The sequence below is a fragment of the Shinella sp. M31 genome, assembly GCF_049199205.1.
Classification (GTDB): Bacteria; Pseudomonadota; Alphaproteobacteria; order Rhizobiales; family Rhizobiaceae; genus Shinella.
The window spans coordinates 19762-31198 of record NZ_JBLZPH010000025.1 but is presented as its reverse complement, the minus strand read 5'-3'; the positions used below and the strand labels follow the sequence as shown (position 1 = coordinate 31198).

Here is an 11437-nt window from a genome sequence, read left to right as displayed (position 1 = left end):
CACCCATGCAAGCCGAGTATCTGAGTGCCGCAAATGCCATGGAGGAGGCCCTTCCAGATGTGCTGATGCGCATCGTGTCCGAACTGCACGATGTCGCCTATCTCATCGAGCGTATCGAGCCGCAGCTCGCGGCCATTCATGGCGATGTGCCCGAACATGCCTTCGAGCGCATGATGGTTCTGCAGGGCATCGACCTTGCGGTCCAGAAGACGCGCGGGCTCGCCGAGTTCATCGACACGATCACCGCCAGCATTCCCGACAGCTGCATCGTCGACATCACGACGGCGCTGAACCTGGTGAAGCTTGCCGACATGCAGAAGGCGCTGAGCAACGGCATGCGCCACGGCCATTCGCAGCCGCTCGGCAAGGCGGCCGGTGATTTCGAAGCCTTCTGATTGATCTGAAACGATATTCTTTCACGATGACGGCGCCCCTGCGGCGCCGTCTTTCGTTTGAACGCCCGTTTGGCACGCATGGCCACGCCATGCTCGCGCAAGTTTCGCCGTCTAGTCTCCAGGCCGGATCAGTGAGGTCCGCGTATTCCATGGGGCAGATCGGCGCGTGCGGAAATGTGCCGGCTCCGTCCCACGAAATTGAAAATGCGTCTTGCAAGCGCCGGCATGTAGCCAGGTGGTGAGGCGCCAAGTCCGTGCGGGAACAGAATGAATCTGTTGGAACAGTTGACGAAAGTCTACAAGAACCTGGCCTCGCTGGGGCAGGCGAAGCTTGCGATGCTGGCCGGTGCCGCCATCGTTTCGGTCGGCCTTGTGCTCGCCGCCGGGATCATGGTGAACAAGCCTGCCTACGAGACGCTCTATGTCGGACTGGAAAAGTCCGACGTGAACCAGATCAGCCTGGCGCTCGCTGAAGCCAACATCGATTTCAACACCGGAGCCGCGGGCGACAGCATCGAAGTGCCTGTCGGCCAGACCGGCAAGGCGCGGCTCTATCTCGCCGAACGCGGCCTGCCGAGCAGCGCGAATGCCGGTTACGAGCTCTTCGACAAGGTCGGCTCGCTCGGCCTCACCTCCTTCATGCAGGAAGTGACGCGTGTGCGCGCCCTCGAAGGCGAAATCGCCCGCACCATCCAGCAGATCTCCGGCATCGCCGCCGCCCGCGTCCATATCGTGATGCCGGAGCGCGGCAATTTCCGCAAAGCCGAACAGGTGCCGACGGCCTCCGTCATGATCCGCGCGAGCGCCCAGGCTGGCCGTGAATCCGCCGCCGCCATCCGCCACCTCGTCGCCGCCTCCGTTCCGGGCCTCGAAGTGGACGGCGTGACAATCCTCGATTCCGCCGGCCAGCTCCTTGCCTCCGGCGACGATGACGAAAACGGCGCGGTGAACCGCTCGCTGACCGCCGTCCAGACCATCCAGAGCGAAGTCGAGCGCAATATCGAAAAGGCGCTCGCGCCCTTCCTGGGCATGGACAATTTCCGCGCCAGCGTCACCGCTTCGCTCAACACGGATTCCCAGCAGATCCAGGAAACTGTTTACGATCCGGAATCGCGCGTCGAGCGCTCGGTCCGCGTGACGCGCGAAACGCAGAAGTCGCAGCAGCAGGCCGACAACAAGGCCGCGACGGTCGAGCAGAACATTCCGCAGGGCGGCCCTCAGGGCAAAGCCGATGGCCAGAAGTCCAGCGACGAGGCCGACAAGAAGGAAGAGCAGACCAACTACGAGATCAACAGCAAGACCGTCGCCACCACGCGCAACGGCTTTGCGGTCGAGAAGCTCTCCGTCGCCGTCGTCGTCAACCGTGCGCGCGTCGCGGCGATGGTCGGCGAGCCGGCGGACCAGGCAAAGATCGACGCCTATATCGCCGACATGCAGAAGATCGTCTCCTCGGCAGCCGGTCTCAATACCCAGCGCGGTGACGTCGTCACGATCAATGCCATGGAATTCCTCGACCACCAGCTGCTTAACGAAGCGGTGCCGGGTCCGGGCGTCATGGAAACCCTGACGCGCAATCTCGGTGGCATCATCAATGCGCTCGCCTTCCTCGGTGTGGCGGTGGTCGTGGTCTGGTTCGGCCTTCGCCCGGCAGTCCGCTCGATCACCGGCGGCGGCGCGGCAGCAGGCAATGCGCTGGAAAGCGATGCGGCCGGCCTCGAACTGCCCGACTTCTCCCCTGCCGCGGGTGGTATCGGCGGCCCTGGTGCGACGCTCATGGATGGCTTCGGCGCGGACTTCGGCTTCGACAGCACGGACGACCTGCTCAATGCCGGCGACGACAGCGATGGGGCCTTCAACCGCCGCGTCAAGGAAGGTCCGGAGCGCCGCCTCAGCCGCATGGTCGAGATCAGCGAGGAACGCGCTGCCAAGATCCTGCGCAAGTGGTCCATCGAAAAGGAAGCCGCCTGAGGGCATTCCGGAACGGAAATCAAGACGCGGCCGGCAACGGCCGCGTCTTTCGTTTGGGGATTGGCGTCCGTGGTTTTTGAGGTCCATGTCGCATTTCGGCAACGCGGACACGACGCCTTGAAGCAAATTCCTCGCTCACGGACTCCCGTTGAGGCCGAAGCGGAAGCGATGACGCCGGGTGCGAAAAATATTTTTCGGCATACCCGGTTGTGAAAGCCGGCATCACACTGCAATCCAGAATCGAATGAGTGACCGCTTTTTGCGGCAAGCCTTATGAAGGCTTCCAAATATTTCATAGTTAACAATATCTTAAACCATCCGTCGACGACAGGCTCATTCCCCTCCGTCGAAGCAAATCACCTGGGCCGTGGCGACTCATAGAAGCCGTCAAAAGTAAATCCCGAGAAGGGGGCGGTGGTTTTTAGCGGTGGTCGATGTACACTTTAGTCACTGATTCGCTTGGTGATTCCTGCCGATGCGGCCTGATCGGAAGGAGTTCGGACGGTTCCGGATTCCTGGCGGGAAGGAGGCAGGAATTCTCCGTTCGGAATCGGAACAGGGGGCTATCATGGAAACGATCCGGTCGGATGTCGCGGCCTGGGAATCCTATGGATTCTCCGCCGAGTCTGGTGAGCGTAAGAGTGCGCGTGAGCTTCTGGTTCAACATCTCGGACGCTGTGCGGATCGCGCCGGTCTGTCCCAGGGATTGCGGGCACTGACCGATTACGTCAGTGCCTCCAATTATCTTCTCGTTCGTCATGACGTGTCATCCGAAGCCGGAATGGAAGCCGTTGTCGCTTCGGACTGGCCCTTCGACATGGTGCGCACCATTGCCGGTGCCATCGTCGCCGGCCAGTCGCGCATGAGCGAACTGGACAAGTGTCTGAACCTTCTCAAACCTTGCTTTGCCCATCTGAGCGATGAGATTGCGGTGCCCTCGGGTGTCAGCCGCGAATACTGCACCATCGCCTTTCATGTTGGGCGCGTGCGCATGTCGCTCGTGCTGCTCTTCCCGGAGCATTTCATCCTCTCGCAAAGCAAGTTGCGCGATGTCGGCGTCATGACCGGCTATTTCGCCAGCGTCTGCTGCCGGGGTGCGATCCTTCGGCAGGACCGCGAGATGGACCTGACCGAGCGCGAGATCGAGTGCCTTTACTGGATCGCCGAAGGCAAGACGAGCGACGAGATCGCCGTCATCCTTGGCATATCCCGCAACACGATCAACAATTACATCACCAGCGTGATGCGCAAGACCGCGACGAAGACGCGGTCCGAAGCGATCGCCTGGGCCGTTCGCAACAGCCTGGTCTAAGCAATTCCAGCAAAAGTGCGCCGCGGTTTTGCGTTTGGAATTGCGCACAACAGCAGACAGGAGAACGCCATGGGTATCCAGCTTTCAGCCCCCGCTGCCCTGGAGACGGAAATCCGGCTCGCGCGACCGCCGAAAGCGGCGCGTGCATCCGATTTCGTTTCCCGCCTGCAGGTCATGCAGACCCTTCTCGGTGCCGAACATTTCGCGGTGCTGCGGGTCGCCGGCCATGGCTTGCCGTCGGCCCGCAAGCTGACGCTGTCGCTGCACAACTGGGCAACCGGTGTCGATGGCAATGCGCGGGCGCTGATCGAGGCCTATGGCCCAACGATGCTCGCCCATCTCGAAGCGTCCATGCTGCCGCTGATCTGGGAAGGGGCGGGCGACAACCAGTTCGTCGAACCCGGCGCGGAACCCTTCACGGTGCGTCTTCCGGCACGGCTGCTGCCTTGGTCGGGCATCGCCTTTCCGGTCCGCCTCGGGGCGCACGGCAACGGCTATGTCATCTTCACCGGCGCCTTCATCGCGCCCTCGAGCGACCTCGTCGTCGACCTGCATATGAAGAGCTGCCAGATCCTGATCGACATGCTGGCGGTCGACGAGAAGAAGCTTCTGCCCTCCGAGGCGCTCAGCGAACGCGAGATCGCCTGCCTGCAGATGGCCGGCGACGGCTGCATTTCCGAAGCCATCGCGGAAAAGATGGGGCTATCCGTGCATACGGTGAATGCCTATCTCGGCACGGCGACGACCAAGCTTGATGCGGTTAATCGCATCCAGGCGATCGCCAAGGCCATCCGCCTCGGCTACATCACCTGACAAATGAAAACGGCCATGGATACCATGGCCATTTCTTTTGCGCCCGATTGCAGGGTCAATGAGCGTGGTGCGATGCCGCGGGGCCGGATTTCACGTAGCGTGATTCGGCTAGGCTCTTGCGCAGGAAAGCGGTGTTGTCGTCCGGATCGGGCGATGGATCGTTGAAGGCGACATGGGTGACTTCCACGCCGGCAGTGTCCTTCTGCAGCAACAGCTTGGCATAGACCGTCACGCCCTGCGGGCGGATTTCCATGTCCAGCGTCACCTCCGGCTCGGTATCCCAGTCGAGGCGATAGTCGCCGCCGGCGCCGAAATTGATCGTGCCGGGCAGGAAATACAGCTCCGCAGCCGAAGAGACGAGGTCGGCCAGGTTCCCGTAGCACTCGAAACGCAACAGCGAGACGAGATCGGCGGCATCGAGCAGTCTGAGCTCAGTGGCGACCGGGCAGATTGCCTCTGCGACAATCTTCTCGCGCTCGGCGGAGTAGGTGCATTTTCTCATCGGATCTAGTTTACCCGTCTGGTCTGGGGCGAAGCTGCATAAACCCGGTGAATCAGCTCTGCCACGGCTTTGTAGAACACCGGTGGAATGACACTATCCACCGAGACTTGCGCAAACATTGAGCGTGCGAGCGGCGGATCTTCGAAAACCGGAATTCCGTTCTCCTCGGCGATCTCGCGAATCTTCAGCGCGACGAGGTCCTGCCCCTTGGCGACGACGACCGGCGCATCGCCCTCTTCGCGCACATAGCGCAGGGCGACGGCGAAGTGAGTCGGGTTGGCGATGACGAGCGTGGCGCGCGGCACCGCGGTGATCATGCGGCGGCGCGCGCGGTCGCGCTGGATCGAACGCATGCGGGCTTTCACGATCGGATCGCCCTGTGACTGCTTCATTTCCTCTTTCACTTCCTGCTTCGTCATCATCAGTTCGGAGAACCAGTGATAGCGCGTCCAGGCAAAGTCGATGCCGGCGATGATCGCGGTTGCGAAGAGGATGATGAGCAGGACCTTGTTGATATCAGACGTCATCAAATAGATGAGCGTCGCCGGTTCGGAGAACATGGTGTCGAGCGAGGCGAAATAATTGCCGCGCATCGCGATCCCGACGACCAGCGAGACGAGCATGATCTTGATCAGCGACTTGCCGAATTCGACCATGCCCTGCTTGCCGAACATGCGGCCGAGGCCCGCGACCGGGCTGAGGCGCGACATCTGCGGGCGTATGCGCTCCAGAACCGGGCTCGGCATGTTCTGGAAGACGGAGGAGGCGATGCCGAAGATCATCATCATGGCCAGGATCGGCAGAAGCAGCGCGCCGGCCTCCCAGCCGAGATGGCGGAAGATCGCGATGACGTCGGTGCCGGACTTGAGGTTCCAGGCCTCCGGCTGCTCGAAGAAGTCGCGCAGCGTCTCGTTCATGCGCGCCACGCCATCAGGCAGGAAGAAGACGAGGAAGAGATAGATCGCAAGCGTCGAGGCGAAAATGGTGATCTCGCGCGAGAAGGGCGTATTGCCCTTTTCCATCGCGTCCCTGATCTTTTTCTCTGACGGGAGTTCTGTTTTACTGTCTTTATCTTCGTCCGACATGGCGCACCCCGCGGCTGGCACAAGCAGCCAAAAGCAAAAGGCCCGACATCCCCTGCTGGAGAGTCGGGCCGTTGGATACGCTCCGCTTGCGGCGATGTCGTGTCAAGGTGGATCAGGCGGCCTGGGCTTCCTGTTCCTTCTCCTTCAACTGGATTTGTCCGGCTGCGGCCAGGCGAATGGCTTCCTGGGTGATCGAGCGGCGGGCAATCGCCACTTCGCGCGGGTTGCCGTCGCCGACGGCGAGGTCCGATTCGATCATGCGGCGCTGGCGCGCACCGATCGAGGAGAGGATCGATTCGCGCAGTTCCATCGTGGCGCCGCGCAGGGCCGCCGTGATGATATCGCCCGAGACGTCGTTGAACAGCGACACGCGGCTCTTCTGCGGCATGTAGAGCACGTCTTCGAAGAGGAAGATCTTCGGACGGACCTTCTTGACCGATTCGGTCGAGACCGTTTCGAGCGAGGCCAGCATCTCGTCGACCTGCGACTTTTCGAGCTCGTTCATGAGGTCGGCGACCTTGTTCGAGCCGACCGAGTTGCGCTCGGAGTCCAAGGCATTGATCATCTCGATGATCCGCGCCTCGACGATCGCGGTCGCCTTGGGGCTCGCGTCCTTGAGGTTGACGGTTCGGTTGATGATGTCGGCGCGCTGCGCCTCGGGAATTTCCACCAGCACCTTGGCGCCGAAGGCCGACGGCATCATGGAGAGAATATAGGCGATGGTCTGCGGGTGTTCGTTCAGCAGGAACTTCGAGACGAAGACCGGGTCGGCGTCCTGCAGGCGGTCCCAGATCGTCGATTCGAAGGCCTGGAAGGCGGCGCGGCGGCCGAGCAGGCCATCCACTTCGTCCGGTGTCAGGCCCTCTTCGAGGATGCCTTCCATCATCTTGGCATTGTCCATCAGCCCCGCGCCCTCGGTGAAGAGGTCCTCGAACTCGTTGACGAGATCGATCAGCTCATGCGGCGGGATGGCGCGCAGGTTCTGCGCGGCGGCGATGATCGCCTGAAGCTCGCTTTGCGTAAAATATTTGAGCAGCTTGCCGGCCACGCCCTTGCCCATGGCGAGAAGAACGGCTGCTGCCTTCTCGACCGGCGATAGCGGCGAACCAAGCGCCGTGGACGTCCCGAAATTTTCGAAATCCATCATGGATTATCCCCCTGAACCCTGAACCGGGTGTCAGACCTTGCGTGTACTCTTCACTTCAATCAGCTTCACCCCGAAACGGGTGTCGTCGTTCTCAAGAACCGTAATTTCGCCGCGGCCGATGACGCGGCCGTTGACCATGACCTCGACGGGTTCGCCGATGCGGCGATCGAGCGCGATCGTTGCGCCTTCGCTGAGGTTCATCAGGCTGGAAACCTGCATCTTGGACGAACCGAGCACGATCTGCAGATCGATCGGGATGTCCATGATGAGGTCCATGTTGGACTCCATCGCGCTGCCCGGACGGGGCGCTTCGCCGAGATCGGCGGAGAAATCGTTGGCGCCGAAGTCGTTACCGCCGCCGAAATCCGAACCGCCGAAGCTTGCGCCGCCGCCGAAATCGGAGGTCGCTGCCGCACCGCCGAAATCGGAGCTGCCGAAATCACCGCCGAAGGCCGCGAGCGGATCGTCCGCTGCCGCAAGATCGGTGCCGAGCGCGCCGGAGGCATCCTTCTGAAGAACGCCGCGCAGGTCGTCGATCGCCTGCTCCAGTTCCTGGTCGCCTGCATTGATGGAGGACATGATGTCGTCAGCGATGGGTGTTTTCTTCGGTGCCATATGACCACTATTCCATTCGAAACTTGCCTGAGGCTCGCGGCCCCGTACGAGTCATGCGTAAACTATCCGATGATGTGCTGGAGGAGATCGTCCTCCGATCCGTAGGTGTCCTTGACCCTGACCGTGTAGCGCGCGCCCGACCGGCCGAATTCGCAGACATAGAGATTGCGGCCGTTGGCGTTGACTTCGACGCGCACATCACCTGATTCGTTGAACGGGATGATGTCGCCGGCCTGCAGGCGGCTGATCGTGTCGAGCGTCTGGGCTTCGAGCCGGATGCGCGCCTCGAGCGTCACCTTCGAGCGGCGGACCTGCTCGCCGAGCCGCTCGCTCCATTCGACGCGGGTCTTCGGCGCATTGGCCGCCTTCGGTGCCGAAATCTTCGACTTCAGCAGAACGCTCTGCGGAATGACGACATGGAAGGTCGAGAGAACAGGACCGATGCCGACGGCCATGTTGACCATGGCGACATGTTCATTGTCGGAGCCGTCCTCGATTGCCTTGCGCGTTTCCGCATTGTGCGCGTGGCCGAGGAAGGGCTCGTAGCCGTTGGCGCCGGAAACGGCGGTCTTCAGCACGCTGGAGATGCGGTCGAACATCATCGCGGCGAGATCCAGCTCGATCTTGGAGAGCGGACGCGCCTCGGGGTCCTCGATGCTGTCGCTGACGGCGCCCAGCATGTTTTCGACGAGCGTGATGATCATCGGGCTGTCGCAGATCAGCGTGAAGCGATCGCACCAGTCGCGAAGCGAGGCGTCGCACATCGCCATGGCGCCGCCGAGGCCTTCGATGAGCGGGCCGTATTTGCCCGTCTCGAAACCGGCATAGGAAACCGCGACCTCGAAGCCGAGTTCGCTTTCCAGCATATCCGGCAGAAATTCGGAAAAGACGTCGCCCAGGGTGGCGCAGAGCTTCGAGATGGTCGCCGTGTCGCCAAGCTTGCCGGTGAGGCGTGCCAGCACGATCGGGTCGAGAGACGGGGCTGCGGTCACGGTCGCTTCACTCATTGCTTAGGCCGCCTTCGTGTCGCCGCCGCCCGGATTCATCATTTCCTGCTCGACCGCGTCGATCGACGGGCGCTCGTAGGAAGAGATGGTCTTGCGGCCGTATTCCAGCGCCACCTGCGGCACGGAACCGTTCATGTAGGCGAGCAGCGTCTGCTTGACGATGATGTAGAGGCGGTTCTGCTTCTCGCGCACGACCTTGATGTTGGTCGCGATCGGCGTGACGATTGAATAGGACAGGAAGATGCCGAGCATGGTGCCGACGAGCGCCGAGCCGATGAGGCCGCCGAGAACCTCGGGCGACTCGTTGATCTTGCCCATCGCCTTGATAACCCCGAGAACGGCGGCGATGATGCCGATGGCCGGGAAGGCGTCGCCCATGGTGGAGAGCGACTGGTAGGGCTTCATCTTGTCGCGCGTGATCGTCTGGATTTCCTCGTCCATCAGCGCCTCGATCTCGTGCGAGCGGGCATTGCCGATGATGATGAGGCGGACGTAGTCGCAGATGAAGGCCGTCAGTTCCTTGTTGGCGAGAACCGTCGGGGCCGACTGGAAGATCGGCGACTCGTCCGGATTGTCGATATGCGCTTCGATCTCGTTGCGCGACTTGGTGCGCAGGTCGCGCATCAGGCTGTAGAGCACGCCCAGCGTATCGAGATAGTGGCGTTCCTTGGGAACCTTGTGCTTGAAGGCCTCCATCAGCGCCTTGCCGGTCTCCTTGATGACCTTCATCGTGTTGGCCACGATGAAGCCGCCGACGCCCGCGCCGCCGATGATCATGAGCTCGAACGGCTGGTTGAGCACCGCAAGGTGTCCGCCCATGGCCATGAAGCCGCCCAAGACGCAACCGACCGTAACGATTAGACCAATGATGATATTCATGAGCGCAGGGGTCCCGACACAATTCTGATCTGACCCTTCTGGAAATACGGTTCCAGCCTTGCGTGAAGCTGTACCTAACGGCAGGTTTACCGATCAGGTTCGCGCAAGCAAAAGCCCGCAGGATCATGGCTCATAACGGGCCATCGCGCCCTCTTGCACCTTGATTGGCGGGCTGTCGTGACGACCACCTATACGAGCTACCAGTTGATTTCCTCCGACCTCCAGACGTCGCTGAAGCGCGTTTCGGAGCAGCCGGACGTCAAGCGCGAGACGGAATACTATCTCGAGAAGATCGGCGACGTGAAATCGATCGACGACTTCTTCGCCGATTCCAGGCTTTATAATTACGTGATGAAGGCGCACGGCCTCGAGGACATGGCCTATGCCAAGGCCTTCATGCGCAAGGTGCTGACCGAGGGCGTCGACAACAAAGATGCCTTCGCCAACCAACTCACCGACACGCGCTACAAGGAGCTGGCGCAATCGCTGAACTTCGCCCGCCACGGCGAAGTCGCCACGCTTATGGAAAGTGCCCAGAAGGGCATGGTCGAGAAGTATACCCGCCAGACGCTGGAGATCAGTGCGGGCGAGGACAATACCGGTGTGCGCCTCGCGCTCTATTTCGAGCGCATGGCCCCCTCGATCACCTCGGGCTATTCGATCATCGCCGACGACGCGATCGCGCAGGTCGTGCGCACCGCGCTCCAGCTTCCCGCCGAATTCGCCGCCACCGATATCGACCGTCAGGCCGCCTATTACGAGGACGTGCTGAAACTCGACGAGTTCAAGGACCCGTCGAAGGTCGGCAAGTTCCTCGAGCGGTTCACCTCGATGTGGGAGCTCGAAAATCCCACGGGCGGCGTCGATTCGCTTTCTGCTTTCCAGCCGTCGGGCCTCATCGGCATTTCGACGGATCTTCTGCTGTCCATCAACAACCTGAAACTTGGAGGTCGCTGAGATGCAGACCGGGCTCTATGTATCGCTTTCGTCCCAGCTTGCGCTCGACCGCCGCCTGACGACCCTTGCCGACAACGTCGCGAACTCGACGACCGTCGGCTTCCGCGCCACGGAAGTGAAGTTCAACCAGGTCGTCAGCGACCAGAAGATCGCCGACGTCGCCTTCGTTTCGCAGGGCGACGAATTCATCTCCCAGCGCAACGGCGGCATCACCGAGACCGGCGGCGCGCTGGACTTTGCCATCAAGGGTGACTCCTGGTTCCAGGTGGAAACGCCATCCGGCCCGACGCTGACCCGCGACGGCCGTTTCACGCTGACGGATGCCGGCGAGCTTGTCACGCTGAACGGCTATCCGGTGCTCGATGCCGGCGGCGGCCCGATCCAGATCGATGCGACCAACGGCGCAATCCAGCTCAGCGCCGACGGCCAGCTCAACCAGAACGGCCGTCCGGTCGCCTCGCTCGGCCTGTTCGATGCCGATCTCTCGGGCGGTTTCACCCGCGCCGGCAACAGCGGCATCATCTCGAAAATCCCGCCGGAGCCGGTGGTCGACCGCGTCGATGCCGGCGTGGTGCAGGGCTATGTCGAAGAGTCCAACGTCAACGCCATCGGTGAGATGACGCAGCTCATCCAGGTCACGCGCGCCTTCGAAAGCATCGCCTCGCTCATGCGCGACAGCGAGGAATCGATGAACGAAGCGGTGCGCACCCTCGGCGGAAGCAAGTAAACCATGGCGGCGGAAACGGGACCCAACGAG

The 11437-nt window shown here is 61.7% G+C and carries 12 protein-coding genes; 6 read left to right on the top strand and 6 right to left on the bottom strand.

The window, feature by feature from the left end:
• Positions 1 to 5: 5 nt before the first annotated feature.
• The 4 genes from cheT (at position 6) to visR (ending at position 4488) form a co-directional block, all read left to right on the top strand.
• Positions 6 to 395, top strand: coding sequence for a chemotaxis protein CheT (gene cheT / locus ACOZKU_RS04565; RefSeq protein WP_313523542.1), 390 nt, complete (start codon positions 6 to 8; stop codon positions 393 to 395).
• A gap of 267 nt (positions 396 to 662) precedes the next feature.
• Entirely contained in the window at positions 663 to 2363 is a 1701-nt protein-coding gene (gene fliF / locus ACOZKU_RS04560; RefSeq protein ID WP_421577850.1) for a flagellar basal-body MS-ring/collar protein FliF, read from the top strand.
• 568 nt (positions 2364 to 2931) lie between these two features.
• The gene (gene visN / locus ACOZKU_RS04555) at positions 2932 to 3675 is read left to right on the top strand and encodes a transcriptional regulator VisN (RefSeq protein ID WP_314092623.1); all 744 of its coding nucleotides are present in this window, start codon (positions 2932 to 2934) and stop codon (positions 3673 to 3675) included.
• 69 nt (positions 3676 to 3744) lie between these two features.
• Complete coding sequence (visR, locus tag ACOZKU_RS04550) at positions 3745 to 4488, top strand: transcriptional regulator VisR (protein WP_421577849.1); 744 nt, start codon at positions 3745 to 3747, stop codon at positions 4486 to 4488.
• Positions 4489 to 4543: 55 nt separating this feature from the next.
• Here visR and ACOZKU_RS04545 read toward each other — a convergent pair whose 3' ends face one another.
• The 6 genes from ACOZKU_RS04545 to motA form a co-directional block, all read right to left on the bottom strand.
• Positions 4544 to 4990 carry a hypothetical protein gene (locus ACOZKU_RS04545; protein ID WP_421577848.1) on the bottom strand — a complete coding sequence of 149 codons (447 nt, stop codon included), beginning with the start codon at positions 4988 to 4990 and terminating at the stop codon, positions 4544 to 4546.
• A gap of 5 nt (positions 4991 to 4995) precedes the next feature.
• Positions 4996 to 6075: a flagellar biosynthesis protein FlhB gene (flhB, locus tag ACOZKU_RS04540; protein ID WP_314092628.1), complete on the bottom strand. Its 1080-nt coding sequence runs from the start codon at positions 6073 to 6075 to the stop codon at positions 4996 to 4998.
• A 112-nt stretch (positions 6076 to 6187) separates the two neighbouring features.
• A complete protein-coding gene (fliG, locus tag ACOZKU_RS04535; protein ID WP_313523554.1) occupies positions 6188 to 7222 on the bottom strand; it encodes a flagellar motor switch protein FliG in 1035 nt (344 codons plus the stop codon).
• Positions 7223 to 7252: 30 nt separating this feature from the next.
• Positions 7253 to 7837, bottom strand: coding sequence for a flagellar motor switch protein FliN (gene fliN, locus ACOZKU_RS04530; protein WP_421577847.1), 585 nt, complete (start codon positions 7835 to 7837; stop codon positions 7253 to 7255).
• A gap of 62 nt (positions 7838 to 7899) precedes the next feature.
• Complete coding sequence (locus ACOZKU_RS04525) at positions 7900 to 8844, bottom strand: FliM/FliN family flagellar motor switch protein (protein ID WP_421577846.1); 945 nt, start codon at positions 8842 to 8844, stop codon at positions 7900 to 7902.
• 3 nt (positions 8845 to 8847) lie between these two features.
• Positions 8848 to 9723, bottom strand: a complete 876-nt coding sequence (gene motA, locus ACOZKU_RS04520) for a flagellar motor stator protein MotA (protein ID WP_314092634.1) — start codon at positions 9721 to 9723, stop codon at positions 8848 to 8850.
• A gap of 177 nt (positions 9724 to 9900) precedes the next feature.
• Between motA and ACOZKU_RS04515 the strand changes: the two genes are divergently transcribed.
• Positions 9901 to 10680 carry a DUF1217 domain-containing protein gene (locus ACOZKU_RS04515; RefSeq protein ID WP_421577845.1) on the top strand — a complete coding sequence of 260 codons (780 nt, stop codon included), beginning with the start codon at positions 9901 to 9903 and terminating at the stop codon, positions 10678 to 10680.
• A gap of 1 nt (position 10681) precedes the next feature.
• Entirely contained in the window at positions 10682 to 11407 is a 726-nt protein-coding gene (gene flgF, locus ACOZKU_RS04510) for a flagellar basal-body rod protein FlgF (RefSeq protein ID WP_421577844.1), read from the top strand.
• Positions 11408 to 11437 lie beyond the last annotated feature (30 nt).

Excerpts from the sequence above, each read along its gene's own strand:
- cheT (WP_313523542.1), top strand. The coding sequence starts at position 6 with ATGCAAGCCGAGTATCTGAGTGCCGCAAATGCCATGGAGGAGGCCCTT.
- ACOZKU_RS04525 (WP_421577846.1), bottom strand. The coding sequence starts at position 8,844 with ATGAGTGAAGCGACCGTGACCGCAGCCCCGTCTCTCGACCCGATCGTG.
- flhB (WP_314092628.1), bottom strand. The coding sequence starts at position 6,075 with ATGTCGGACGAAGATAAAGACAGTAAAACAGAACTCCCGTCAGAGAAA.
- visN (WP_314092623.1), top strand. The coding sequence starts at position 2,932 with ATGGAAACGATCCGGTCGGATGTCGCGGCCTGGGAATCCTATGGATTC.
- fliG (WP_313523554.1), bottom strand. The coding sequence starts at position 7,222 with ATGATGGATTTCGAAAATTTCGGGACGTCCACGGCGCTTGGTTCGCCG.
- ACOZKU_RS04545 (WP_421577848.1), bottom strand. The coding sequence starts at position 4,990 with ATGAGAAAATGCACCTACTCCGCCGAGCGCGAGAAGATTGTCGCAGAG.
- fliF (WP_421577850.1), top strand. The coding sequence starts at position 663 with ATGAATCTGTTGGAACAGTTGACGAAAGTCTACAAGAACCTGGCCTCG.
- motA (WP_314092634.1), bottom strand. The coding sequence starts at position 9,723 with ATGAATATCATCATTGGTCTAATCGTTACGGTCGGTTGCGTCTTGGGC.
- fliN (WP_421577847.1), bottom strand. The coding sequence starts at position 7,837 with ATGGCACCGAAGAAAACACCCATCGCTGACGACATCATGTCCTCCATC.
- flgF (WP_421577844.1), top strand. The coding sequence starts at position 10,682 with ATGCAGACCGGGCTCTATGTATCGCTTTCGTCCCAGCTTGCGCTCGAC.
- visR (WP_421577849.1), top strand. The coding sequence starts at position 3,745 with ATGGGTATCCAGCTTTCAGCCCCCGCTGCCCTGGAGACGGAAATCCGG.